At 70.3% G+C, this 24,256-nt stretch carries 20 protein-coding genes; 9 read left to right on the top strand and 11 right to left on the bottom strand.

The features are described from left to right. Positions 1–120: 120 nt before the first annotated feature. Positions 121–1,146: an ATP-dependent 6-phosphofructokinase gene (locus tag OHT57_RS34285; RefSeq protein WP_328750614.1), complete on the top strand. Its 1,026-nt coding sequence runs from the start codon at positions 121–123 to the stop codon at positions 1,144–1,146. A 26-nt stretch (positions 1,147–1,172) separates the two neighbouring features. Here the strand turns inward: OHT57_RS34285 and OHT57_RS34290 are convergent, their stop codons facing one another. After that, positions 1,173–1,877, bottom strand: a complete 705-nt coding sequence (locus OHT57_RS34290) for a helix-turn-helix domain-containing protein (RefSeq protein ID WP_328750615.1) — start codon at positions 1,875–1,877, stop codon at positions 1,173–1,175. A 187-nt stretch (positions 1,878–2,064) separates the two neighbouring features. On the opposite strand from OHT57_RS34290, the gene OHT57_RS34295 reads away from it, so the two are divergent. Continuing rightward, complete coding sequence (locus OHT57_RS34295) at positions 2,065–2,514, top strand: PPOX class F420-dependent oxidoreductase (protein WP_328750616.1); 450 nt, start codon at positions 2,065–2,067, stop codon at positions 2,512–2,514. On the opposite strand, the gene OHT57_RS34300 is transcribed toward OHT57_RS34295, so the two are convergent. The 3 genes from OHT57_RS34300 to OHT57_RS34310 form a co-directional block, all read right to left on the bottom strand. Further along, on the bottom strand, positions 2,506–2,697 hold the full coding sequence (locus OHT57_RS34300; RefSeq protein ID WP_328750617.1) for a hypothetical protein: 192 nt from the start codon (positions 2,695–2,697) through the stop codon (positions 2,506–2,508). The two genes, OHT57_RS34295 and OHT57_RS34300, sit on opposite strands and share 9 nt — an antisense overlap. 203 nt (positions 2,698–2,900) lie before the next feature. Beyond that, the gene (locus tag OHT57_RS34305) at positions 2,901–3,599 is read right to left on the bottom strand and encodes a response regulator (RefSeq protein WP_328750618.1); all 699 of its coding nucleotides are present in this window, start codon (positions 3,597–3,599) and stop codon (positions 2,901–2,903) included. Then, positions 3,596–5,239 carry a sensor histidine kinase gene (locus OHT57_RS34310; RefSeq protein ID WP_328750619.1) on the bottom strand — a complete coding sequence of 548 codons (1,644 nt, stop codon included), beginning with the start codon at positions 5,237–5,239 and terminating at the stop codon, positions 3,596–3,598. Before OHT57_RS34310 ends, OHT57_RS34305 begins: the two co-directional genes overlap by 4 nt. Positions 5,240–5,466: 227 nt before the next feature. Between OHT57_RS34310 and OHT57_RS34315 the strand changes: the two genes are divergently transcribed. Further along, positions 5,467–6,879, top strand: a complete 1,413-nt coding sequence (locus OHT57_RS34315) for a cation:dicarboxylate symporter family transporter (protein ID WP_328750620.1) — start codon at positions 5,467–5,469, stop codon at positions 6,877–6,879. A 138-nt stretch (positions 6,880–7,017) separates the two neighbouring features. Here the strand turns inward: OHT57_RS34315 and OHT57_RS34320 are convergent, their stop codons facing one another. Beyond that, positions 7,018–7,635, bottom strand: a complete 618-nt coding sequence (locus OHT57_RS34320) for a TetR/AcrR family transcriptional regulator (protein WP_443053513.1) — start codon at positions 7,633–7,635, stop codon at positions 7,018–7,020. Between the two features lie 154 nt (positions 7,636–7,789). Here OHT57_RS34320 and OHT57_RS34325 point away from each other — a divergent pair, with 154 nt between their 5' ends. Continuing rightward, positions 7,790–8,557 (top strand): DUF2127 domain-containing protein, encoded by a 768-nt coding sequence (locus OHT57_RS34325; protein ID WP_328750622.1) that lies wholly within the window; start codon positions 7,790–7,792, stop codon positions 8,555–8,557. A 216-nt stretch (positions 8,558–8,773) separates the two neighbouring features. Here the strand turns inward: OHT57_RS34325 and OHT57_RS34330 are convergent, their stop codons facing one another. Then, a complete protein-coding gene (locus OHT57_RS34330; RefSeq protein ID WP_443053514.1) occupies positions 8,774–9,685 on the bottom strand; it encodes an NAD-dependent epimerase/dehydratase family protein in 912 nt (303 codons plus the stop codon). A 45-nt stretch (positions 9,686–9,730) separates the two neighbouring features. Here OHT57_RS34330 and OHT57_RS34335 point away from each other — a divergent pair, with 45 nt between their 5' ends. The 5 genes from OHT57_RS34335 (at position 9,731) to OHT57_RS34355 (ending at position 14,844) form a co-directional block, all read left to right on the top strand. After that, positions 9,731–10,240 (top strand): Lrp/AsnC family transcriptional regulator, encoded by a 510-nt coding sequence (locus OHT57_RS34335; RefSeq protein WP_328750624.1) that lies wholly within the window; start codon positions 9,731–9,733, stop codon positions 10,238–10,240. A 29-nt stretch (positions 10,241–10,269) separates the two neighbouring features. After that, positions 10,270–10,698, top strand: a complete 429-nt coding sequence (locus OHT57_RS34340; protein WP_328750626.1) for a MerR family transcriptional regulator — start codon at positions 10,270–10,272, stop codon at positions 10,696–10,698. Next, positions 10,695–11,027 carry a thioredoxin family protein gene (locus tag OHT57_RS34345; protein WP_328750627.1) on the top strand — a complete coding sequence of 111 codons (333 nt, stop codon included), beginning with the start codon at positions 10,695–10,697 and terminating at the stop codon, positions 11,025–11,027. Before OHT57_RS34340 ends, OHT57_RS34345 begins: the two co-directional genes overlap by 4 nt. 168 nt (positions 11,028–11,195) lie before the next feature. Beyond that, complete coding sequence (locus OHT57_RS34350) at positions 11,196–13,412, top strand: HelD family protein (RefSeq protein WP_328750628.1); 2,217 nt, start codon at positions 11,196–11,198, stop codon at positions 13,410–13,412. A 79-nt stretch (positions 13,413–13,491) separates the two neighbouring features. Continuing rightward, positions 13,492–14,844, top strand: coding sequence for a cytochrome (locus tag OHT57_RS34355; protein WP_328750629.1), 1,353 nt, complete (start codon positions 13,492–13,494; stop codon positions 14,842–14,844). 118 nt (positions 14,845–14,962) lie between these two features. Here OHT57_RS34355 and glgB read toward each other — a convergent pair whose 3' ends face one another. The 5 genes from glgB to OHT57_RS34380 all read right to left on the bottom strand — a co-directional run bounded on the left by glgB (position 14,963) and on the right by OHT57_RS34380 (position 24,120). Continuing rightward, positions 14,963–17,392, bottom strand: coding sequence for a 1,4-alpha-glucan branching enzyme (glgB, locus tag OHT57_RS34360; RefSeq protein ID WP_328750630.1), 2,430 nt, complete (start codon positions 17,390–17,392; stop codon positions 14,963–14,965). Between the two features lie 28 nt (positions 17,393–17,420). After that, positions 17,421–18,809, bottom strand: coding sequence for a maltokinase N-terminal cap-like domain-containing protein (locus OHT57_RS34365; RefSeq protein WP_328750631.1), 1,389 nt, complete (start codon positions 18,807–18,809; stop codon positions 17,421–17,423). A gap of 105 nt (positions 18,810–18,914) precedes the next feature. Continuing rightward, positions 18,915–20,615 (bottom strand): maltose alpha-D-glucosyltransferase, encoded by a 1,701-nt coding sequence (treS, locus tag OHT57_RS34370; RefSeq protein ID WP_328750633.1) that lies wholly within the window; start codon positions 20,613–20,615, stop codon positions 18,915–18,917. Beyond that, positions 20,612–22,702 carry an alpha-1,4-glucan--maltose-1-phosphate maltosyltransferase gene (locus OHT57_RS34375; RefSeq protein ID WP_328750634.1) on the bottom strand — a complete coding sequence of 697 codons (2,091 nt, stop codon included), beginning with the start codon at positions 22,700–22,702 and terminating at the stop codon, positions 20,612–20,614. The genes treS and OHT57_RS34375 overlap by 4 nt, the downstream gene beginning before the upstream one ends. A 212-nt stretch (positions 22,703–22,914) precedes the next feature. Beyond that, positions 22,915–24,120, bottom strand: coding sequence for a S8 family peptidase (locus OHT57_RS34380; RefSeq protein WP_328750635.1), 1,206 nt, complete (start codon positions 24,118–24,120; stop codon positions 22,915–22,917). Positions 24,121–24,256 lie beyond the last annotated feature (136 nt).

Consider the following 24,256-nt stretch of genomic DNA (forward strand, 5'->3'; position numbering starts at 1 on the left):
GACAGTACCTCGATCGATGGTTAAGGCGCCCGTCAGCAATGGATGCGCCGGGCGCGCGAAGGACGTGAAAGAATCGAACCTGGCTCACCGGTATCAACAGCGAGCAGGAGACACAGCACGATGCGTATCGGAGTTCTCACCGCAGGCGGCGACTGCCCTGGTCTGAACGCAGTGATCCGGTCGGTCGTGCACCGAGCGGTCGACAATTACGGCGACGAGGTCATCGGCTTCGAGGACGGCTACGCGGGCCTCCTGGACGGCCGCTACCGCGTCCTCGACCTGGACAGCGTCAGCGGCATCCTGGCCCGCGGCGGCACCATCCTCGGCTCCTCCCGCCTGGAGCGCGACCGGCTGCGCGAGGCGTGCGAGAACGCCTCCGACATGATCCACGAGTTCGGCATCGACGCGCTCATCCCGATCGGCGGCGAGGGCACCCTCACGGCCGCGCGGATGCTGTCCGACGCGGGCCTGCCGGTCGTCGGCGTCCCGAAGACCATCGACAACGACATCTCCTCCACCGACCGCACCTTCGGCTTCGACACCGCGGTCGGCGTCGCCACCGAGGCGATGGACCGGCTCAAGACCACCGCCGAGTCCCACCAGCGCGTGATGGTCGTCGAGGTCATGGGCCGGCACGCGGGCTGGATCGCCCTGGAGTCCGGCATGGCCGCCGGCGCCCACGGCATCTGCCTGCCCGAGCGCCCCTTCGACCCGGCCGACGTGGTCAAGATGGTCGAGGAGCGCTTCGCCCGCGGCAAGAAGTTCGCCGTCATCTGCGTCGCCGAGGGCGCCCACCCCGCCGAGGGCTCCATGGACTACGGCCACGGCGCGATCGACCAGTTCGGCCACGAGCGCTTCCAGGGCATCGGCACGGCCCTGGCGTACGAGCTGGAGCGCCGGCTCGGCAAGGAGGCCAAGCCGGTCATCCTCGGCCATGTGCAGCGCGGCGGTGTGCCCACGGCGTACGACAGGGTCCTCGCCACCCGCTTCGGCTGGTACGCGGTGGAGGCCGCGCACCGGGGCCAGTTCGGCAGGATGACCGCGCTCAACGGCACCGACATCGTGATGGTGCCGCTCGCCGAGGCGACCACCGAGCTGAAGACGGTCCCGAAGGACCGGATGGACGAGGCGGAGTCGGTCTTCTAGACGTCCTTCCGGACGCCGTGGCCCCGCTACGGCCGTCTCCCGACCGTCTCCCAGAACCGCTCCACGATGTCGTCCAGGAACTCCCGGCCGGCCTCGCCGGCGTCCGCGGTGCCGCCGCCCCAGCTCAGGGTGGACACCATCTGCCCCTGGTACTGCCGGTGCAGCTCCTGGAGGGTGTCCTCCACCAGGTGCCGGTCCAGGGGCACGATCCTCGCGACCTGACGGACGTAGGCCTGCCAGCGGGTGCCGACCGCGCCGCGCAGACACTCGGCGAGCCGCTTCTCACGGCCCGTGACGGCGACGAAGTCCGGCAGGTTCAGCTCCAGCAGTTCGGCCAGGGCGGTGGACTGGCGGTCGGTGCCGTGCCACTCGTCGTGCTCCTCCATGCCGAGGTAGACGAGCAGTTCGAGCCCTACGGCGCGGGCGACGTCCTCCGGCGCGATGCCGCGTGAGACGCGGTGCTCGCGCAAGGTGCGGGGGCGGCCGATGAGTTCACCGGGTGAGCACCACAACACGCCCGCGAGAGCGGTGAGTTCCGGACTCGTCGGGCAGACGGCCCCGCGCTCCCAGGCGACGACGAGATCCGGGGCGACGTAGGGCAGTCCGTAGGAGACGCGCAGCCCGTAGGCCACGTGCTCGGGCCCCATGCCGAGGGCGACACGGAGTCTGCGGGCGGTGAGGTTGTCGAAGGGCGGTCCGGGCTGGTTCGGCAGGGCGGGGGGTCGGCGCACGGGCCACAAGCTAGGGGCGTGGGAGTGCGGTGACTACGATCTGTTCGGCCAGGATCACGGATCGTAGGAACCTACGGTTTCGGCCGTGGGTTCGGGCTGGCCGAAGATCGTCTGTCCGTGGCGCGCACGGGGTGGCGAGGATGGCGCCGGGTGCCCGGACGGGTGGCCGGAAAGAGGTGCGATCTTCGTGTACGAAGTGAATGGCAAGGTAGAGGGGCATATTCGCGAGCGGCTGCTGGCGCCGAACTTCTGGCATCTCGCGACCGTCGGCCCGGACGGAGCGCCGCAGGTCTCGCCCATGTGGGCGGACCTCGAAGGTGAGTACGTCATGGTCAACACGGCGATCGGACGTGTGAAGGAGGAAAACCTGCGGCGCAATCCGAACGTTTCCCTCTCCCACCACGACCCCGAGAACCCCTACGACCGCGTCGAGATCCGGGGGCGGGTCGTCCGCTTCGTGGAGGGCGAGGAGGCGGAGCGCTCCATGGACCGCCTCACGCGGAAGTACATCGGGGAGGAGCGGTACCCGTGGTTGCTGCCGGGGGAGCGGCGGGTGATGCTGCTGATCGAACCGGTGCGGGTGCGGAGGGTGGTGGGGGTGGAGCCGTTCCGTCCCGGGGTGCTGCCGTCAGAGTAGGTGGTCGGCTTTGCCGGCCTTGATCTCGTTGATGAGGGCGCGGAGGGCGTCGTGGGTGTCGGTGAGGTAGTGGCCCTCTTGGCCGGCGATGGCGATGTAGGCGTTGCCGGTGAGGTCGGTGCCTATGCGGAAGCAGTTGGCGCCCTCGCCGCAGAAGGGCTCTTCCCAGGTGATGTCCGGCATGAGGGCTCCTGGAGGTCGTTGGCCAGCGTGCGGATGAAGTCGCGTGAGGCGCCTGGGGGGAGCGACGCTTTCTCGGTCGCGTCGAGAGCCTGGGGGTGGGACGCGGATGTGGGCGGTTCTGCCGAGGGTGGGGGTGGCGGGGGGTTGGGTGGGTTGAGTGAGGCGGGTGTAGGCGTCGGCGGCCTGGAGGCGGTAGGTGCGGGCTAGCGCCCCCGCTCCACCCCCGTCACCCACCGGTACACCAACTCCGGCCTCCCCACCTGCCCGTAGACCGGCTTCCGCTCGGCCCTCCCCGTCTCCACCAGGTGCTCCAGATACCGCCGGGCCGTGATCCGGGAAGTGCCCACCGCCTCGGCGACCCCGGCCGCGGTCAGCCCCTCCGCGGCCTCCCGTACCGCACTCGTCACCCGCTCCAGCGTCGGCCCGCTCAACCCCTTCGGCAGCGCCGCGGGGGACGGCGCGCGCAGGGCCGCCAGTGCCCGGTCCACCTCGTCCTGACTGCTCGCCTCCCCGGCCGCGCCGCGGAACTCCGCGTACCGGGCCAGCCGGTCCCGCAGTGTCGCGAAGGTGAAGGGCTTCAGGACGTACTGCACGACCCCCAGGGACACTCCTTCCCGCACCACGGTCAGATCCCGCGCCGATGTCACCGCGATCACGTCCGCCTGGTGCCCCGCTGCCCGCAAGGACCGCGCGAACTGCAACCCGTGCACATCCGGCAGATGCAGATCGAGCAACAGCAGATCCACCGGCGTACGGTCCAGAATCCGCCGCGCCTCCGCACCCGTGTGCGCCTTGCCGACCGCCACGAACCCCGCTACGCGCCCCACGTACATGACATGCGCGTCCGCGGCGACCGGATCGTCCTCCACCACCAGGACCCGAATGGGCGGCTGCTCGCTCATGCCCGGCCTCCCGGCACAGACGCGGATCTCACGGCCGTACGGCTCAGGGGCAACCGCACCTCGAACTCCGCCCCGCCCCCGTCCGCCTCCGTCACGGACAACGTCCCGTCCTGCCGGTGCACCGCCTGCCGGGCCAGGGCCAGGCCCAGCCCGCGTCCGCCCGGACCCGCCGGTTTCGTGGAGAAGCCGCGCTGGAAGACGGCCTCGGCGTGGGCGGGGTCGACGCCCGCGCCCGTGTCCGAGACCCGCAGGAGCAGCCCGCCGTCCGCCGCGTACGCGGTCACCGTCACCCGTGCCCGCAGGCTGCCCTGGGCCGCGTCGACCGCGTTGTCGATGAGGTTGCCGAGGATCGTCACCAGGTCCCGGGCCGGGAGCGACGGCGGGAGCAGTCCGTCGTCCAGGCGGCTGTCGTCCGACACGACCAGCTCCACGCCCCGCTCGTTGGCCTGGGCGGTCTTGCCCAGCAGGAGGGCGGCCAGGACCGGCTCGCCCACCGCCGCGACCACCTGGTCGGTGAGGGCCTGCGCCAGCTCCAGCTCTGCCGTCGCGAAGTCCACGGCCTGTTCCGCGCGGCCCAGTTCGATCAGTGAGACGACCGTGTGCAGCCGGTTCGCCGCCTCGTGGGCCTGCGAGCGCAGCGCCTGGGTGAAGCCGCGTTCGGAGTCCAACTCACCCATCACGGACTGGAGTTCGGTCACATCGCGCAGGGTGACCACGGTGCCGCGCTGCTCTCCGCCGGACACCGGGGAGGTGTTGACGACCAGAACCCGCGAGGCCGTCAGATGCACCTCGTCGACCCGCGGCTCCGAGGCGAGCAGCGCACCCGTCAGCGGCGCAGGCAGCCCGAGGTCCGCCACCGACCGCCCGATCACCCTGTGCTCCGAGGACACACCCAGCAACTCCCGCCCGCCGTCGTTGATCAGCGCGACACGGTACTGCCCGTCCAGCATCAGCAGCCCCTCGCGTACGGCGTGCAGGGCGGCCTGGTGATAGTCGTGCATACGGCTGAGCTCGGCCGCGTTCATGCCGTGGGTGTGGCGGCGCAGGCGCGCGTTGACGACGTACGTGCCGACGGCGCCGAGCGCGAGCGCGCTGCCCGCGACGACGAGCAGGGCCGTGAGCTGCCCCTGCACCCGCTCGCTGATCTTCTCGACCTGTATGCCGGCGCTGACCAGGCCGATGACCCGTCCGCGGTCGTCCTCGACCGGGGTGACCGCCCGGACCGAGGTGCCCAGGGTGCCCGTGTAGGTCTCCGTGAAGGTCTCGCCCCTGAGCGCGCGCTCGGTGTTGCCGAGGAAGTGCTTGCCGATCTGCTTCTTGTCGGGGTGTGTCCAGCGGATGCCCTGCGGACTCATGATCGTGACGAAGTCGACCTCGGTGTCGGCCATGACCCTGAGCGCGTACGGCTGGAGTTCGGCCGTCGGGTGCGGGGTGCCGATCGCCTGCCGTACGGACGGGGAGTCCGCGACCGCCCGCGCCACCGCCTTGGCCTGGCTGCGCGCCGCGTCCTCGGCCTGGCCGCGGTCGCTGACGTAGGTGAACAGCGCGTACCCCGCGACGACGACCGCGATCAGCACGGCCTGCATGGCGAAGAGCTGGGCCGCCAGGCTGCGGGGTCTCGGTACCGAGGGCATGCGCATGCCGTCAGTCTGCCCCATGGCCGATTTTCACCGCTTCCCCCGCGGGCAGGGCAAAATTCCAGGTCCGGGCGGGGGCAGCCGGGGCGCGGACCCTCCGGATCACGGTGCGCGTGGTCCGTCCCGGTGAACTGCCCGGTGAACTCAATGAACGGAAGGGTGACCGCCCTCACAGGGCAGGGGATAGTCACGGCATTCCTCAAAGCCCGGACGTGAGCCGCACTCCGGTCATGCCGACGAAGACGTCAAGGAGGGCAGCCGTGGCCGCCAGCACCCCCGATACGGCACCTGCCGTACCCGCGAAGCGGGACCGCACCCACTATCTGTACATCGCGGTGATCGTCGCGGTGGCCATCGGAATCACCGTCGGCCTGGTCGCGCCCGACTTCGCGGTCGAGCTGAAGCCGATCGGCACCGGGTTCGTGAACCTGATCAAGATGATGATCTCGCCGATCATCTTCTGCACGATCGTGCTCGGCATCGGATCGGTCCGCAAGGCCGCCAAGGTCGGCGCCGTCGGCGGTATCGCGCTGGCCTACTTCACGGTCATGTCGCTGGTCGCGCTGGGCATCGGCCTGGTCGTCGGCAACATCCTGGAGCCGGGCACCGGCCTCGCCGTCACGGACGCGGTCAAGAACGCCGGTCACGCCCAGGTCGACGCGGAGGCCAAGGACACCACCGAGTTCCTGCTCGGCATCATCCCGAAGACCTTCGTCTCCGCCTTCACCGAGGGCGAGGTCCTCCAGACCCTGCTGATCGCCCTGCTCGTCGGGTTCGCGCTGCAGGCCATGGGTTCGGTCGGACAGCCGGTCCTGCGCGGTGTCGAGCACATCCAGCGGCTAGTCTTCCGCGTCCTGTCCATGGTCATGTGGGCCGCCCCGCTCGGTGCCTTCGGCGCGATGGCCGCCGTGGTCGGTTCGGCCGGCGTCGACGCCCTCAAGAGTCTCGCCGTCCTGATGCTCGGCTTCTACGCCACCTGCATCCTGTTCGTCTTCATCGTGCTCGGCACGCTGCTACGGGTCGTCGCCGGACTGAACATTTTGACGCTCTTCAGGTACCTGAGCCGTGAGTTCCTGCTGATCCTGTCGACCTCCTCCTCCGAGTCCGCGCTGCCGCGGGTCATCGCGAAGATGGAGCACCTGGGCGTCAGCAAGCCGGTGGTCGGCATCACCATCCCGACCGGCTACTCCTTCAACCTCGACGGCACCATGATCTACATGACCATGGCCTCGCTGTTCATCGCCGACGCCATGGGTACGCCGATGGCCGTCAGCGAGCAGATCCCGCTGCTGCTGTTCCTGTTCGTCGCCTCGAAGGGCGCCGCCGGTGTCACCGGCGCCGGCATGGCGACCCTGGCCGGCGGCCTCCAGTCGCACAAGCCCGCTCTGGTGGACGGCATCGGCCTGATCGTGGGCATCGACCGCTTCATGAGCGAGGCGCGCGCCCTGACCAACTTCGCGGGCAACGCCGTCGCCACCGTCCTGATCGGCACCTGGACCAAGGAGATCGACCGCGAGCGCGTCGACCAGGTGCTCGCCGGTCATCTGCCCTTCGACGAGAAGACCCTCCTGGACCAGGAGGACGAGCTCGCCGTCGAGCCGGACGCTCCCGAGCAGGGCGACAAGGAGCTCGCCAAGGCCTGAGCGGCCGTCCACCGGTGGCCGCAGGGGCCACCCTGAGCGGGGTCGGGCCCGACCTGAACCCGGGCCCGGCTCACCCACCCCGGGCGGCCGAGTACTCCCCCGTAGCTCGGCCGCCCGGGCCCCCTCCCCACGAAGAACTCACGTGTTCAGTTTCGCCACCAGCGCGGTGGCCAGAGAGGCGGGTACGCCCGCCGCGGTCAGAGTCGTGACCGCGGCGGAGCGGCCCGCCTCCTCCGTTGTCAGCAGGCCGTCGTTCACCGCCTCCATGACCGCGAACAGCATCTGCTCATGGACGTACGCCAGCGCGGACGCGGGCAGCGGTGACACGAAGACGCCCTCGTCGAGGCCGCGTTGGAGCAGTTCGGTGCAGGCGGCGCGCACGGGGGCCAGCCGCTCGCGGATGCCCCGCACGCTCACGCTGCGCTGCGCGAGCGCCACCAGGATCCGATAGCGGTCGGCGACCTCCCAGACCGCGAGCACGGAGCCCGCCACGGCCTGTGCGAGGTCCTGGGTCCCCTCCCGCCCGGCCGTGTGAGCGGCCGCCACCGCCTCCACGGCACCGTCGGCGAGGGTGCCGACCAGCGCCTCACGGCTCGGGAAGTGGCCGTACACCGTCCGCCGTACGACCCCTGCGGCGCGGGCGATCTGCTCCATGGACGCATCCGGGTCGCGCAGCAGTTCGGTGAGTGCGACATCGAGGATGCGGCGGCGGTTGGCGTCGGCGCGACTGGACTGGGCCGTGGTCATGGCCGCCATTGTGCCTCTCCCGGCCGCGCTTGCACGGCGTTGTGCAGTTGTCGCATCTCGCGCACCGCCGCAACCCGCGGCCATGGTCTCACCGAACTCTTACCCGGCCCCACTAGCGTGCCGTCCCCGGACGGCACACGTTCTCATCGGAGGCACACGGGGGATGAAGATCGACTGGGACCGGCGGACCTGTGCGCGCCGCGGCCATGCGACGTACGCGCCGGACGAACCCCGTCTGCGGGAGCGGCTGTCGGCCGAGACCGCCCTCGGGGAGGCCTGGCGGTGCCTGCGCTGCGGCGACTTCGCCCTCGGTGAGCCGCACGGCTCGGGCCCCGCGGACCACGCGCCCCTGGTGCCGCGGGGCAAGGTGCTCAGGGATCTGTTCGTCCTGCGCTTCCTCGCGATCGAGCGGGCGGTGCGCGGGGTGTTCATCGTGCTGGCCGCGGTGGCGGTCTGGAAGTTCAGCAACAGCCAGGACTCGGTGCGCAGGCTCTTCGACGAGTATCTCGACGTCTTCCGGCCGGTGTTCAGGCACTTCCACTACGACCTCGACCACTCGCCGATCGTCGACACCGTCCAGAAGACCTTCGGGTACAAGCACAACACCCTTGTCCTGGTCGCCGTGCTGCTGCTGGCGTACGCCCTGATCGAACTCGTCGAGGCGGTCGGACTCTGGTACGCCAAGCGCTGGGCGGAGTACCTGACGGTGGTCGCGACGGCCGCGTTCCTCCCCCTGGAGATCTACGAACTCACCGAGCACATCAGCTGGTTGAAGATCGGCACGCTGCTGCTGAACGTCCTGGCCGTTGTCTACATCCTCCTCGCCAAGCGCCTGTTCGGTCTGCGCGGCGGCCACCGGGCCTTCGAGGAGGAACGCCAGAGCGCGTCCCTGCTGGAGGTCGAGGAGGCGGCGAGGGCGGTCGCCGTCTAGGTGGGCCCCGCCCACGGGTCAGCGCCTCGCGCAGCAGGGTCAGCGCCTCGCGCAGTTGCTTCATGCGGCGTCTGCCGAGGTGCTCCTCCCACGCCTTCGCCGCGCCGCAGTTGGGCCCGTCTGTCGGTCGGATCCGGGAGCTCGGGCACCCGCTCGGCCGACCCGGCGTCACCCTCGAGCCGCCCAGGGCCCCGGAACTCGACCGGGGACCGCGTCTCAGGTCCGGGTCCCCAGCGTCTCCGCCACGGCCTGTGGCAGCCACTTCCGTACGTCGCCGAAGGTGAACCCGAGCCGGGTGGCGCGGGAGTTGTCCATGCCGTAGGAGCGGGTGAAGGAGAACGGCGAGACCTCGCCGACCTCCACCGGCTGGAGAACCGTCCTGCCCTCGGGGAAGTGCGCGGTCACCGCCTCGCACAGTTCCTCCGTGCTCAGCAGCCCGTGGGAGGCCGCGTTCACCGGCCCGGTGAAGTCCTGCCCGGCCGTCCAGGCCAGGAAGTCGGCGATCTCCTCGACGTGGATATAGGTCGCGGGCTGGTTGTCCACGGGGACGGCGACGGGCTCGCCGGTGCGGATGCGGTCCGCGTAGTGGGAGAGCCGGCCGGTGAAGTCGTCCGCGCCGCCGAGGACATGGGCCACGCGGACGGCGGTGAAGGAAAAACCGGGGGAGGCCACGAATACCGACTCCGCCTGGCGCTTTCCCTCGCCGTAATGCGAGTCCAGGAATTCCGGGACGTCCCAGGGCAGGTCGACATCTGCGGACACGGTCGTCGGGTCGACAGCGTCCTCCCGTACCGGGACGATCGAGTCCTCGTATTCGTACACCTCCACCGTCGAGGTCATCACATAGCGGCGGGTGCGCCCGGTGAACACCCGGAGGGCGATCTCCGCCTGGCGCGGGGTGTAGCAGACCTGGTCGATCACGACGTCGAAGGTGCGGGAGCCCAGGGCGCGCCGCACAGAGCTTTCGTCGTCGCGGTCGGCGGCGAGACGGGTCGCACCGGAAGGTGGCGCGGACGAACCCCGGTTGAGGACCGTCACCCGGTCTCCGGCGGCCAGCAGCCGGGTGACCAGCCGCTTGCCGACGTAGCGGTTTCCGCCGATGACGAGTATCTCCCGCGCCTTTTCCATGACCATAATTCTCCCGGCACGACAGCACATGTTGAAGGGGGAACCATGGGAGTTCAGGCAGCTGCACCGAAAGAAACACGGAATCTGCGTCCCACCGCCGACGAAACCCTGGTCGGCTTCGACGCGCTGGACCGCCAGATCCTGGAACTCCTCCAGACCGACGGCCGGATCAAACTCAGCGAACTGGGCCGACGGGTGCGGCTCAGCCCGGCGGCGGTCACCGAGCGGGTGCGGCGCCTGGAGGCGGCGGGCGTGATCAGCGGTTACGGCGCCCACGTGGTCCCCGGCCGGCTCGGCTACGGCATTCAGGCGTTCATCCGGGTCAGCCCGCACGGTGGCTACACCCTGCGGCATCCGAGGACCCTGGAGCTGATGGAGCGGCCGGAGATCACCGAGGCGCACCACGTGGTCGGCGAGGACTGCTGGATTCTCAAGGTCGCCGTCCGGGACACGGTCCACCTGGAGGAGGTCCTCGAAGCGGTGTCCGCCCTGGGCCGTACGACGACGTCGATCGTGCTGACCTCTTCGGTGCAGCGCAAACCGCTCTTGCCTTGACGTCGGCGTCAAGGACTACGTTCGTACCCATGCGAATCGGCGAGCTGGCCGCACGGGCCGGCACCACGACGCGGACGCTGCGCTACTACGAGGCGCGGGGCCTGTTGCCCGCCCGGCGAGGGCACAACGGATACCGGACCTACGACGAGGACGACCTGAAGCTGCTCCGGCAGATCAGGACGCTCCAGGACTTCGGGTTCGACCTGGAGGAGACGCGGCCGTTCGTGGAGTGTCTGCGGGCCGGGCACCCCGAGGGCGACTCGTGCCCCGCCTCGCTCGCGGTCTACCGGCGCAAGCTCGGTGACCTGGACGCGCTGATCGGCGAGTTGCAGACCGTGCGGGCCCAGGTCGGGCAGCAGCTGGAGCGGGCCGAGCGGGCGCGTGACGGGCTGGCCGCCGAGTCGGAGGTTCCGGGCGGTCCGGAACCGGAGTGCGAACTGGGAGGGATCCACAGGTGATCAGGGCAGCGGGTGTGACCGAGGTGACGGACACGGACTTCGAGGCGGAGGTGATCGGTTCGGAGCTGCCGGTGCTGGTGGAGTTCACGGCCGACTGGTGCCCGCCGTGCCGGCAGATGGGGCCGGTGCTCACGGCTCTCGCCGCGGAGGAGAGCGAGCGGTTCAAGGTGGTCCAACTCGACGTCGACACGAACCCCCTGACCACGAACGCCTACCAGGTGCTGTCGATGCCGACCTTCATGGTGTTCCGGAACGGCGAGCCGGTGCGCTCGATGGTGGGGGCGAGGCCCAAGCGGCGGCTGCTGGAGGAGCTGGCGGACGTACTGTGACCTGACGGCATACGAAGAAATCCCCCGAGCAATTGTGCTCGGGGGATTTCTTTGGGTATATTCAATGATTCGCGACTTCAATATGATTGAGGCCGCGGAGAAGCTTAGTAGGCACAGTGTATCCGGGCGGGAGTGGAATTGTCAAACACCGGTTTGCCAGACCATGAAATGAAGCGTGAACAGGAATTCATCGACGACCTGTACACGCGCGTGGACGCTCTGCGAGGCAACACCGAGACGTCAGTCACCGACGCGCTCGCCCAGGGCAACACCCCCATGCAGGCCCGGCTGGAGCGGGACATCCTGGTCGCCGAACGCTCCGGGCTGCTGGACGCGCTCAACGCCGTCGACGGCTCGCTGTGCTTCGGCCGGATCGACCTCACCTCGGGCCTCACCCACCACATCGGCCGGATCGGCCTGCGCGCCGACGACAGCGAGCGCACCCCGATCCTCATCGACTGGCGGGCCGACGTCGCCCGCCCCTTCTACCTGGCCACCGGCCACACCCCGATGGGCCTGCGCCGCCGCCGGCACATCGGCACCGACGGCCGCCGGGTGACCGACCTGCACGACGAGATCCTCGACCTGGGCGACCAGGAGCGCACCGGCCACGAGGACCCGACCGGCGACGCCGTACTGCTCGCCGCGCTCGACTCCGCGCGCACCGGCCGCATGAGCGACATCGTCCAGACCATCCAGGCCGAACAGGACGAGATCATCCGCGCCCCCCATCGCGGGGTGCTGGTGGTCGAGGGCGGCCCGGGCACCGGAAAGACGGCGGTGGCCCTGCACCGGGCCGCCTACCTCCTGTACGAACACCGGGAGTTGCTCGCCAAGCGGGCCGTGCTGATCGTCGGCCCCAACCCGGCCTTCCTCGGCTACATCGGCGAAGTACTGCCCTCCCTGGGGGAGACCGGCGTGCTCCTCGCCACGGTCGGCGAGCTCTTCCCCGGCGTACGGGCGACGGAGACCGACAGTCGCGCGGCGGCCGCGGTGAAGGGGCGCGCGACCATGGCGGACGTCCTCGCCGACGCCGTACGCGGCTGGCAGGCGCTGCCCGACCCGGTGATCGCGATCGAGCACGACCGTGAGGTCCTGATGCTCGACGACGGTCTGGTGAAGGTCGCCCGCGAGCGCACCCGTGCCGTCGGACTGCCGCACAACGTGGCCCGGGAGCACTTCGAGGGACACATCCTCAACACGCTCACCGAGCTGTACGCCGAGCGGGTCGGCACCGACCCCTACGACGGCAGCAGCCTCCTCGACCCGAGCGACATCACCCAGATCCGCGACGAGATCGCCGAGAACCCCGAAGTCTGGGCCGCCATCGACCAGTTGTGGCCGCGGCTCACCCCGCAGCGGCTGGTCGCGGACTTCCTCGCCGACCCCGTCGGCCACCTCCCCGACGAGGACGCGGCCGCGATCCGGCGCCCGGTGACCCGCGGGTGGACCGTGGCCGACGTACCCCTGCTCGACGAGGCCGCCGAACTTCTCGGCGTGGACGAGCGGGTGGCGCGGGCGCGGGCCGAGCGCGAGCGGGAGGGCCAGGTCGCGTACGCGCAGGGTGTGCTGGACGTGTCGTACGCCTCGCGGACCTACGAGTTCGAGGACAAGGCCGAGGAGGACTCCGAGGTCCTGTCCGCGCACCACATCATCGACGCCGAGCGGTTCGCCGAACGGCAGGAGCAGGACGACCACCGCAGCGCCGCCGAGCGCGCGGCGGCCGACCGCACCTGGGCGTTCGGGCACATCATCGTCGACGAGGCGCAGGAGCTGTCGCCGATGGCCTGGCGGCTGCTCATGCGGCGCAGCCCGACCCGTTCGATGACCCTGGTCGGCGACCCGGCGCAGACCGCGGAGGCGGCGGGCGTCGGCTCCTGGGAGCGGATTCTGCAGCCGTACGTCGAGGACCGCTGGGAGCATGTCCGGCTGGGCGTCAACTACCGCACCCCGGCCGAGATCATGGAGCTCGCGGCGGCCGTGGTACGCGCCGAGGACCCGGGCTTCGAGCCACCGAGCTCGGTGCGCTCCACAGGCGAACGGCCCTGGGTGCGCGCCACCGACGACCTGCCCGGCGCGGTCGCCGAGGCGGTGAAGGAGCTGACCCCGGCCGAGGGGCGGCTCGCGGTCATCGCCCCGCGCCATCTGCACCGCAGGCTGGCGGCCCGCCTCGACGGAGTGACGGCGGGCGCGGAACCGGACCTCACGCGGACCGTCGTGCTTCTGGACCCCCGACAGTCCAAGGGGCTCGAATTCGACTCGGTGCTCGTGGTCGAACCCGCCCTGTACGGCACCAGCGATCTCTATGTCGCGCTCACCCGGGCGACCCAGCGGCTGGGGGTGCTGCACACGGGCCGACTGCCGAAGGCGCTGGTCACCACCTGAGTACCAGTGGTCACCCTGGCGTAACAGTTCGCGCCGAAGTCACTGCCTGTGCGCGGTTCGTGCGGTATGCGTGTGCGGTATGGAAGCACAGTCGCACGCCGTCCCGTCGGCCGACGGCCCGACCCTCGGGTCGCTGCCCGTCGAGCCGCTGCTCACGGCCGAGTTCGACGTCGACCCCGGTGCGGTGTACGAACGGCTGCGCGGCACCTACGGTCCGGTCGCGCCGGTCTCCCTGATGGGAGTCCCGGTGTGGCTGGTGCTCGGGTACACCGAGGTCACCGAGGTGCTGCGGAACGAGGACCTGTGGCGCCGGGACGTGCGGTACTGGCGGGCCCGGGCCGAGGGGCGGCTGCCGCGGGCCTGGCCCCTGCTGGCCGGTTACGAGGTACGGCAGATGATGTTCATGGACGAGGAGGAGCATCTGAGGGCCCGCCGCACGCACCACTCGGCGCTCAGCCCCTTCCAGGACGCGCGGAGTCCGGAGGGCTGGGAGCTGCGGGCGGCCGTCGCGCGGTACGCCGACGAACTGGTCGGCATGCTGGCGGCGGAGTCCGGGGCCGTGGGGTTCGCGGATCTCGGGGCGCAGTACACGCGGCCGCTGCTGCTCATGGTGACGTCCAAGTTGTTCGGCTGCCCTGTGGAGTTGGGCGACGAACTGGTCATGGACCTGTGGCGGATGCTGGACGGGGGATCGGAGTCGGGGGCGGCAACCGGCCGGGCGCTGGGTGCGTTCACCCGGCTCGCCGCCCACCGCAGGGCCCTGCCCGGGGACGACCTCACGTCCTACATGCTGCTCGCGAACCCCGGGCTGACGGACGAACAGTTGGGGCGCGAGCTGTTCATGAACGCCGTGTACCTGAACGACATCACCGGGAACATGGTGCTCAACACGTTGCTGGAGGTACTGCGGGGGAATGCGACGGTGCGGCGGAGCCTGTCCGCCGGGCAACTCGGCGAGACCGTCGACCGGGCGGCGCTGGCGAATCCTCCGGTGGCCAACATGTGCTTCCGGTTCGCGGCGCGGGACGTGCGCTTGGGAAATGTGTGGGTACGGGCGGGGGACGCCGTGTCGCCGTCCGCTGCGGCTGCCCACCGCGACCTGCTGGCGATCAGCTCCTCCCACCTGGTGGGGTCCACGGTGTCCACCCGGGCGCATCTGGGGTGGGGGGCCGGGCCGCACCAGTGCCCCAGCGCGGCACGGGAGTTGGGCGGGATGATCGTGACGACCGCGGTGGGCAGGGTGCTGGACCACTTCGTCCGCGCGGAACTGACGCTGCCGCCGGACCAGTTGCCGTGGCGGTCGGGGCCGGTGGTGCGGGGGTTGCGGTTGTTGCCGGTGCGGTATCGGTTGGGGGCGCCGGTGGCGGAGGCGAAGGCGCCTGAGAGCGGGCTGCTGGCGGCTCTGCGCAAGTTCATGTTCGGCGGGCGTTGAGGGGCTTTTCTCGCCCCCGCCGCCCCTTCCCGTCCCGTCGTCCGGGGGCTCTGCCCCCGGGCCCCCGCTCCTCAAACGCCGGAGGGGCTGTTTTGCCCGTCCGGCGTTTTCAGAGTCGCTACGCCGGGCGCAGCCACACCGTCGCCAACGGCGGCAGGGTGAGCTGGATGCTGGCCGGGCGGCCGTGCCAGGCCTGTGGGTCCGGTTTCACTATGTCCGGGTTGGTGATGTCGCCGCCGCCGTACTTGCCGGTGTCGGTGTTGAGGGACTCCAGCCACGCGGGGACGTCGTCGGGGGCGCCGAGACGGTAGCCGGGGCGCGCCACGGGGGAGAGGTTGGAGACCGCGAGCAGCGGGTTGCCGTCCGAGTCGTAGCGGAGGAAGGCGAAGACGTTGTCCTCGGCCGCGTCGCCCACGATCCACTGGAACCCGGCGGGGTCCGTGTCGCGCTGCCACAGCGCCGGCGTGTGGCGGTAGACGACGTTCAGGTCGCGGACCAGGTCGCGGACGCCCCGGTGGTCGGCCTCCGCCCCGTAGGCGGGGTCGAGGAGCCACCAGTCCGGTCCGTGGGCCTCGGACCACTCCGCACCCTGGGCGAACTCCTGTCCCATGAAGAGGAGTTGCTTACCGGGATGGGCCCACATGAAGGCCAGATACGCGCGCAGGTTGGCCCGCTGCTGCCACCAGTCGCCCGGCATCTTCGAGACCAGCGACCCCTTGCCGTGCACGACCTCGTCGTGGGAGATGGGCAGGACGTAGTTCTCGCTGTACGCGTACACCATCGAGAACGTCATCTCGTGATGGTGGTACCTGCGGTGCACCGGCTCATGGGCCATGTAGTCCAGCGAGTCGTGCATCCAGCCCATGTTCCACTTCAGGCCGAAGCCGAGGCCGCCGAAACCCCCCGGGCCCATGTGGTGCGTCGCGCGGGTCACGCCGTCCCAGGCCGTGGACTCCTCCGCGATCGTCACCACACCGGGGACCCGGCGGTACACCGTCGCGTTCATCTCCTGGAGGAAGGCCACCGCGTCCAGGTTCTCCCGGCCGCCGTGTTCGTTCGGGACCCACTGGCCGGGCTCACGCGAGTAGTCGAGGTAGAGCATGGAGGCGACCGCGTCGACCCGCAGGCCGTCGATGTGGAACTCCTCGCACCAGTACACGGCGTTGGCGACCAGGAAGTTGCGGACCTCCCGGCGGCCGTAGTCGAACTCCAGCGTGCCCCAGTCGGGGTGGGCCGCGCGGAGCGGGTCCTCGTGCTCGTACAGGGTGCGACCGTCGAACTCGGCCAACGCCCAGTCGTCGCGCGGGAAGTGGGCCGGCACCCAGTCCATCAGGACGCCGATGCCTGCCTGGTGGAGGGCGTCGACCAGGTACTTGAAGTCGTCCGGGGTGCCGAGGCGGGCCGTGGGGGCGTAGAAGCCGGTGACCTGGTAGCCCCAGGAGCCGCCGAAGGGGTGCTCGGCGACCGGCATCAGCTCGACGTGGGTGAAGCCCAGGTCCTTGACGTACGCGGGCAACTGTTCCGCGAGCTGACGGTACGTCAGGCCGGGTCGCCAGGACGGGAGATGGATCTCGTACACCGAGAAGGCGGCCTCGTGGGCCGGTGCTCCGGCCGCCCGGTTCGCCAGCCACTGTTCGTCGTGCCACTCGTGGTGCGAGGTGTGGACGATCGAGGAGGTGTTGGGCGGGACCTCGGTGCGGCGGGCCATCGGGTCCGCGCGCAGGGTCTTGGAGCCGTCGGGGCGGGTGATCTCGAACTTGTACAGCTCGCCCTCGCCGACGCCCGGGACGAACAGCTCCCAGATACCGGTGGAACCGAGCGAGCGCATCGCGAACGCCGAGGGGTCCCAGAAGTTGAAGGTGCCGGCCACCCGCACGCCCCGCGCGTTGGGCGCCCACACCGTGAAGCGGGTGCCGGTCACGCCCTGGTGGGTCATGGGCTGCGCGCCCAGCGCCGTCCACAGCTGCTCGTGCCGGCCCTCGCCGAGCAGATGCAGGTCGAGGTCGCCGAGCGCGGGCAGGAAGGCGTACATGTCCTCGGTGTCCTGGACCGTCTCCTCGTACGCCACGAGGAGGCGGTAGGACGGGACCTCGCTCAGGGGGAGCAGGCCGGAGAAGAAGCCGCCCCCGTCGTCGTGCAGCTCGGCCCGGAGCGTGTCGGCGACGACGGTGACGGACAGGGCGTACGGCCTGAAGGCACGGAAGATCACCCCGTCGGGCACGGGATGGGCGCCGAGCACCGAGTGCGGGGCGTGATGGGTGGCGGAGAGGAGCCGGTCGCGGTCACCGGAGGACATCTCCGGCGGTGAGGCCGGGACCGGTGCGACGACGTCCTTCGCCTTCACGGCGCCCGTCTCCGCGGCGCCCTTCACGGAGACGGCTTCGGTGACGGCTTCGGTGACGACGGGCTTCTTCCCTGTCGCCTTCTTCTCCGAAGCGCTCCCTGCAGCTTTTCCTGCAGCTTTCCCGGTCGCCTTCTGCGTTGCCTTCTTGGCCGCTTTCGCAGCCTTTTTCTTCGGATCCGAACCGCTGGGGGTGGGCGGGGTCACGTGCGGTGCCTCCTCGGCGAAGATCGGCTCACATCGGGTCGTTCGCTGCGTACCGCGCCACCGCGGACATCGGCACCGGCAGCCAGTCCGGGCGGTGCCGGGCCTCGTAGACGACCTCGTAGACCGCCTTGTCGGTCTCGTAGGCGCGCAGCAGTACCGGATCCGTCCGCGGGTCCACACCGCTGACCTCGGCGTATCCGGAACAGTACGCCGCCCGGCACGCCTCGGCCCAGCCCGGTACCGGAAGATCCGTCGAGTGCGCCGCGTAGTCGAAGGAGCGCAGCATGCCCGCGATGTCCCGGGCCGGGGGCTGCGGCAGCCGGCGTTCGGAGAGCGGCTTGGACGGTTCGCCCTCGAAGTCGATCAGCGACCACTGTCCGGAGGCCGAGCGCAGACACTGCCCGAGGTGCAGATCGCCGTGGATCCGCTGCGCGGTCCAGGTGTTGCCCTCGGCGGCCAGATCGCCCAGCGCGGTGAACGCGGAGCGCAGGCCGGGCGCGTACGGCCGTAGCGCGGGGACCGCCTGTACGGCCGCCTCCAGCCGCTCGGTCATGCCGTCGACGAGCAGACGCAGCTGCTGAGGGCCGAGCGTCACGGTGGGCAGCGCGTCGGCGAGCGCGGTGTGCACCTCGGCGGTGGCCCGCCCGAGCGCGTGCGCCTCGGCGCTGAAGTCCTCACCCTTGGCCAGCTCCCGCAGGGCCAGCTCCCAGCCGTCGGACGCGCCCTGTACGAAAGGCTGGAGCACGCCGAGGGTGTACGGCTCCTTGTCCAGCTCCGCCCGCAGCCACCCCGCTGGCGCGGGCACCCGGGGGCAGCCCTGACGGGCCAGCGCCAGCGGGAGCTCCAGGTCCGGGTTGACGCCGGGCACGACCCGGCGCAGGAGCTTCAGGATGAACGTATCTCCAAAGACGATCGACGAATTGGACTGCTCGCCGGTCAGCACCCGAGCCACCAGTCCGTCCCGGATCTCCTGGTGCGGGTCCCGCTCGAAACGGAGCCCGCCGATCCGGGCTCCGGTGCGGATCGCTTCCAGGAGCAGTTCGGCGGGCAGGGGGTCGTGGAGTGCGTCGTACGCGGTGCCGCCGGCGAGCGGACCCTCCTCGACATGGCCGATCAGCGCGGGCGCCAGCCGGGGCGGCAGCGCCTCGCGCACGCCTATGAGGAGCTGGTAGCAGTCGCCGGGGTGCGGCGGGGCGCCCACGACGAGCGGCTGGTGGGCGCGGACCAGCAGGTGGTACAGGCCGAGCTTGGCCGTCGGTGGCAGCAGCTCGGTGGCCGCGACCAACGAGAACCCGGTGACCGGCCGACCCTTGCCCGCGAACCAGCGCTGCCGTGGCAGCCACTCGCGCAGCAGCGGATCGAGTGAGGCGAGGAGGCCTGGACTTGTCGTGGCGGTGCGGGTGACGGCTTCCGACATTGCGTGGCGTCCTTTCCCCGGGGGCTGGTCGGGGTGTTACTGATGCGTGCCCCGGGTGGGGCGGTGGAAACCGCCCCACCCGGGTCCTGGACGGGTCCTGAGCGGCTAGGCGCCTTCCTTGCGCAGCCGGAACCAGTAGAAGCCGTGCCCGCCGAGGGTCAGCAGATACGGCAGGTCACCGACCGCCGGGAAGCGCACCCCGCCGAACAACTCCACCGGGTGCCGTCCGTTGAAGGTGCTCAGATCCAGTTCCGTCGGCTGCGCGAACCGGGAGAAGTTGTGCACGCACAGGACCAGGTCGTCCTCGTACTCCCGCAGAAAGGCCAGCACCGCGGGGTTGGAGGACGGCAGCTCGGTGAAGGACCCGAGCCCGAAGGCCGGGTTCTGCTTGCGGATCTCGATCATCCGGCGGGTCCAGTGCAGCAACGAAGAGGGCGACGCCATCGACGCCTCGACGTTGGTGACCTGGTAACCGTAGACCGGGTCCATGATGGTCGGCAGGGACAGCCGCCCGGGGTCACAGGACGAAAAACCCGCGTTACGGTCCGGTGTCCACTGCATGGGGGTGCGTACGGCGTCGCGGTCGCCGAGCCAGATGTTGTCGCCCATGCCGATCTCGTCGCCGTAGTAGAGGATCGGCGAGCCGGGCAGGGACAGGAGCAGGGCGGTGAAGAGCTCGATCTGGTTGCGGTCGTTGTCGAGCAGGGGGGCCAGCCGCCGGCGGATGCCGATGTTGGCGCGCATCCGCGGGTCCTTGGCGTATTCGGCCCACATGTAGTCGCGTTCCTCGTCGCTGACCATTTCGAGGGTGAGCTCGTCGTGGTTGCGCAGGAAGATGCCCCACTGGCAGTTGGAGGGGATCGCGGGGGTCTTGGCGAGGATCTCCGAGACGGGGTAGCGCGACTCGCGGCGGACGGCCATGAAGATGCGGGGCATGACGGGGAAGTGGAAGGCCATGTGGCATTCGTCGCCGCCGGACTCGTAGTCGCCGAAGTAGTCGACGACGTCCTCCGGCCACTGGTTCGCCTCCGCCAGGACCACCGTGTCCGGGTAGGAGGCGTCGATCTCCTTGCGGACCCGCTTCAGGAACTCATGGGTTGCCGGAAGGTTTTCGCAGTTGGTGCCTTCCTCCTGGTACAGGTACGGCACGGCGTCGAGGCGGAAGCCGTCGATCCCCAGGTCCAGCCAGAAGCGCAGGGCCGAGATCATCTCCTCCTGGACGGCCGGGTTCTCGTAGTTGAGGTCCGGCTGGTGGGAGAAGAAGCGGTGCCAGTAGTACTGCTTGCGGACCGGGTCGAAGGTCCAGTTGGAGGCCTCGGTGTCGACGAAGATGATCCGCGCGTCCGGGAACTGCTTGTCGTCGTCGGCCCACGTGTAGTAGTCGCCGTAGGGGCCGTCGGGGTTGGCGCGGGACTCCTGGAACCACGGGTGCTGGTCGCTGGTGTGGTTCATGACGAAGTCGATGATCACGCGCATGCCGCGCTGGTGGGCGGCGTCGACGAACTCCACGAAGTCGGCGAGGTCACCGAACTCCGGCAGCACGGCGGTGTAGTCGGAGACGTCGTAGCCGCCGTCGCGCAGCGGTGACTTGAAGAACGGCGGCAGCCACAGGCAGTCGATGCCCAGCCACTGGAGGTAGTCCAGCTTGGCGGTGATGCCCTTGAGGTCGCCGATGCCGTCGCCGTTGCTGTCCTGGAAGGAACGGACCAGGACCTCGTAGAAGACGGCTCGTTTGAACCAGTCGGGGTCGCGGTCCTTGGCGGGGGTGTCCTCGAAGGTGTCCGGGACGGGCTCGTTGACGATCATGTGGTGGGTGACCCTCCGATCTGCGGGGTGGACGGTCGCAGGACGGTGAGGATGTGCGCGGGACGAGTGCCCGGTTCGAGACGCACGTAATTCGCCCTGCCCCAGTGATAGTTCTCACCAGTGAGCTCGTCGCGCACCGGTACCGACTCGTGCCAGTCCAGGCCGAGTTGCGGCATGTCCAACGAGACCGTCGCCTCCTGGGTGTGGTGCGGGTCGAGGTTCACGACCACCAGAACCGTGTTCGAGCCGCTCCGCTTCGAGTACGCGATCACCGAATCCTTGTCCGTGTGGTGGAAGTGGAGATCACGCAGCTGCCGCAGGGCCGGGCTGTCCCGCCTGATGGTGTTGAGCTGGGTGATGAGGGGGGCGAGGGAGTCGTCGCTGTCCCAGTCGCGGGTCTTGAGCTGGTACTTCTCGGAGTCGAGGTATTCCTCGCCGCCCGCGCGCAGCGGGGTGTTCTCGGCGAGTTCGTAGCCGGAGTAGATGCCCCAGGTCGGTGAGAGGGTCGCGGCCAGCACCGCGCGCAGCGCGAACGCGGGCCGGCCGCCGTGCTGCAGGTGCCCGGGCAGGATGTCGGGGGTGTTGGCGAAGAAGTTCGGCCGCATATAGGAGGCCGCCTCACCCGACAGCTCGGTGAGGTACTCGGTGAGTTCTTCCTTGGTGGTGCGCCAGGTGAAGTACGTGTAGGACTGCTGGAAGCCGATCTGCGCCAGCGTGTGCATCATCGCCGGCCTGGTGAACGCCTCCGCCAGGAAGATCACGTCGGGACCGGTGGCGTTGATGTCGGCGATCACGCGTTCCCAGAAGACGACCGGCTTGGTGTGCGGGTTGTCCACCCGGAAGATCCGCACCCCGTGGTCCATCCAGTGCCGCAGCACCCGCACGGTCTCGGCGACCAGCCCGTCCAGATCGGCGTCGAAGGCGATCGGATAGATGTCCTGGTACTTCTTCGGCGGGTTCTCCGCATAGGCGATGGTGCCGTCGGCGCGGTGGTGGAACCACTCCGGGTGCTTGTGCACCCACGGATGGTCCGGGGAGCACTGCAGGGCGAAGTCCAGCGCGATCTCCAGACCCTGCTCGCCGGCCTGCCGGACGAACCGGTCGAAGTCCTCGATCGTGCCCAGGTCCGGGTGGACCGCGTCGTGGCCGCCCTCCGGCGAACCGATCGCCCACGGCACCCCGACATCCTCGGGACCCGCGGACAGGGTGTTGTTGCGGCCCTTGCGGAACGTGGTGCCGATCGGGTGGATCGGCGGCAGATACACCACGTCGAAGCCCATCGCGGCGATCGCCGGCAGCCGCCTGGCCGCCGAACGGAACGTGCCGTGCGGCCGCTCGGGCGTGCCCTCGGACCGCGGGAAGAACTCGTACCACGAGCCGAACAACGCCCGCTCCCGCTCCACCAGCAGCGGCAACGTCTCCGACGCCGTGATCAACTCCCGCAACGGATACCGCGCCAGCACCGCGTCGACCTCGGGCGTCAAGGCGGCGGCGAGGCGGGCCGCGGCGGGCCGGGTGTCGTCCCGCAGGGCGCTGATGGCAGCGAGGATCACGGTGCCCCGGCCGTCGTCGGGGACGCCGGCCGCGGCCCGCTCGTAGAGCCGGGCGCCGTCCTCCAGGACCAGTTCGGTGTCCATGCCCGCGGGGATCTTGATCTGGGCGTGGTGCCGCCAGGTGGTCACCGGGTCGCCCCAGGCCTCGACGGCGAAGGTCCACAGGCCGGGTGCGCCGGCGGTGACGGTGGCACCCCAGCGGTCGGTGCCCGGGGTGAGCTCCCGCATCGGCGTCCACGGCCCGGCGCGGCCTTCCGGGTCCTTCACCACGACGTTGGCGGCGACCGCGTCATGGCCCTCACGGAACACGGTGGCCGAGATCTCGAACGTCTCGCCGGTGACCGCCTTGGCGGGCCGGCGTCCGCGCTGGACGACCGGGCGGACGTCGAGGACGGGTATGCGCCCGACGGCCGGGGTCCGGACCGCTGCCGTGGAGGATCGCTCCCGGGGCGGTGGCCCGGTGTCGACGGGGCGCGTGGGGGGTGCTTCGGTGCTGGAGGTCGGGGGTGCCGACGGGTGGTGCTTGGCGGGCATGACCGCTCCTGTCCGCGTCATCTTCGGGTGGGCGGATGGATGTGGGGAGGGGGTCCTGCGGGGCGTATCGGTGAACCTACCCGAGCCGTGTACCGCAGGATCCTTCCCACCCTATTCGGGTGGGCAATCCGGCACTTTGTTAACTACTCGCGCGTATGTCTGCGCACAGAACCGGCCCCGTTCGGACGAACGGGGCCGGAATGCGGGAACTCTCACTGTGAGCCGGGTGTCTGGAGGAGTTTGTCCGGTGATCCCGGCCCCCGCCAGGACACCTTCCCGGATGCCGCCAGGTTCACCAGGGCTCTGCCCACCTGCGCCGGAGTGGCCCTCGGATGGTCGGCCAGATACAGCGCGGCCGCCCCCGCGGCATGCGGGGCCGCCATCGACGTACCGGAATAGGTCGCGCGGGCGGTGTCGCCGGTGATGCCCGCCGAGGTGATCGCGACTCCGGGCGCGAACAGGTCGACGGCCGGGCCGTAGTTGGAGAAAGAGGCCCGTGCGTCCTTCGCGTCGGTCGCGCCGACCGTGATCGCCTGCGGCACGTCGGCGGGCGAGTGGAGCGCGGCCGGCTGTCCGACGTTGCCCGCCGCGACCGCGTAGGTCACCCCGGACGCGATCGAGTTGCGTACGGCGGCGTCCAGCTGGTCGTTGTGGCGGCCGCCCAGGCTGAGGTTGGCGACCGCCGGTTTCCGCGCGTTCCTCGTCACCCAGTCGATACCGGCGATGACCTGCGTGATCGTGCCCGAGCCGGCGTTGTCGAGGACGCGCACGGCGACGACCTTGGCCTGCTTGGCGACGCCGTACCCGGCGCCGACGGCGGTGGCCGCCACATGGGTGCCGTGGCCGTTGCCGTCGCCGGCGGACCTGTCGTTCCCGACGAAGTCCCAGCCGTAGCTAGCCCTGCCCCCGAAGTCGCGGTGCGAGATCCGGATGCCGGTGTCGATCACGTACACCGTCGATCCGGCGCCCGCGGACCGTGGGCCGGTGAAGGATCTGTCCAGGGGCAGCCTCGGCTGGTCGAGACGGTCCAGACCCCAGGACGGCGGGTTCTTCTGGGTGCGCTCCAGTGTCACCCGGGTGTCCTGCACGACCGAGGCGACCCGTGGGTCCGCCGCCAGCCGCCGGGCCTGTCTCTCGTCGGCCCCGACCGCGTAGCCGTTGAGTACCGTGCCGTAGGTATGGCTGATTCTCGCCCCGTACTTCTCGGCGAGGCTCTTTCCGGCCGTCGACGCGGCCCTTGTTCCCCCCTTGAGTGTCACCAGGTAACTCCCGCTGACGGAGCCGGGCTCCCCGGCGCCGGATATCCGTCCCTCCGGTGCGGCGTGCGCGGGCAGGGTCATGGCCGAAAGCACGGCGGTACAGCTCACCGCGGTCAGCCCCCCCAGCCGGCGCAGACGCCGATATCGCGTCCGTGCCATGGCTCGACTTCCCCTCCTCGGATCGGCGTACGGCAGCCTCGGCCCGCCGGATGCACCCGGCGCCGACCAGTACGCCATGGGAAGCCTCTCGTGCGGTGTGAAGTACCACAAGGACGCCCACCGGGGTGGAACCGGC

The organism is Streptomyces sp. NBC_00285 (assembly GCF_036174265.1).
Lineage (GTDB): Bacteria > Actinomycetota > Actinomycetes > Streptomycetales > Streptomycetaceae > Streptomyces.

Excerpts from the sequence above, each read along its gene's own strand:
- OHT57_RS34335 (WP_328750624.1), top strand. The coding sequence starts at position 9,731 with ATGGGAGTTCAGGCAGCTGCACCGAAAGAAACACGGAATCTGCGTCCC.
- OHT57_RS34365 (WP_328750631.1), bottom strand. The coding sequence starts at position 18,809 with ATGTCGGAAGCCGTCACCCGCACCGCCACGACAAGTCCAGGCCTCCTC.
- OHT57_RS34380 (WP_328750635.1), bottom strand. The coding sequence starts at position 24,120 with ATGGCACGGACGCGATATCGGCGTCTGCGCCGGCTGGGGGGGCTGACC.
- OHT57_RS34350 (WP_328750628.1), top strand. The coding sequence starts at position 11,196 with ATGAAGCGTGAACAGGAATTCATCGACGACCTGTACACGCGCGTGGAC.
- OHT57_RS34285 (WP_328750614.1), top strand. The coding sequence starts at position 121 with ATGCGTATCGGAGTTCTCACCGCAGGCGGCGACTGCCCTGGTCTGAAC.
- OHT57_RS34325 (WP_328750622.1), top strand. The coding sequence starts at position 7,790 with ATGAAGATCGACTGGGACCGGCGGACCTGTGCGCGCCGCGGCCATGCG.
- OHT57_RS34300 (WP_328750617.1), bottom strand. The coding sequence starts at position 2,697 with ATGCCGGACATCACCTGGGAAGAGCCCTTCTGCGGCGAGGGCGCCAAC.
- OHT57_RS34330 (WP_443053514.1), bottom strand. The coding sequence starts at position 9,685 with ATGGAAAAGGCGCGGGAGATACTCGTCATCGGCGGAAACCGCTACGTC.
- OHT57_RS34320 (WP_443053513.1), bottom strand. The coding sequence starts at position 7,635 with ATGGCGGCCATGACCACGGCCCAGTCCAGTCGCGCCGACGCCAACCGC.
- OHT57_RS34355 (WP_328750629.1), top strand. The coding sequence starts at position 13,492 with ATGGAAGCACAGTCGCACGCCGTCCCGTCGGCCGACGGCCCGACCCTC.
- treS (WP_328750633.1), bottom strand. The coding sequence starts at position 20,615 with ATGATCGTCAACGAGCCCGTCCCGGACACCTTCGAGGACACCCCCGCC.
- OHT57_RS34340 (WP_328750626.1), top strand. The coding sequence starts at position 10,270 with ATGCGAATCGGCGAGCTGGCCGCACGGGCCGGCACCACGACGCGGACG.
- OHT57_RS34310 (WP_328750619.1), bottom strand. The coding sequence starts at position 5,239 with ATGCGCATGCCCTCGGTACCGAGACCCCGCAGCCTGGCGGCCCAGCTC.
- OHT57_RS34375 (WP_328750634.1), bottom strand. The coding sequence starts at position 22,702 with ATGCCCGCCAAGCACCACCCGTCGGCACCCCCGACCTCCAGCACCGAA.
- OHT57_RS34315 (WP_328750620.1), top strand. The coding sequence starts at position 5,467 with ATGCCGACGAAGACGTCAAGGAGGGCAGCCGTGGCCGCCAGCACCCCC.
- OHT57_RS34305 (WP_328750618.1), bottom strand. The coding sequence starts at position 3,599 with ATGAGCGAGCAGCCGCCCATTCGGGTCCTGGTGGTGGAGGACGATCCG.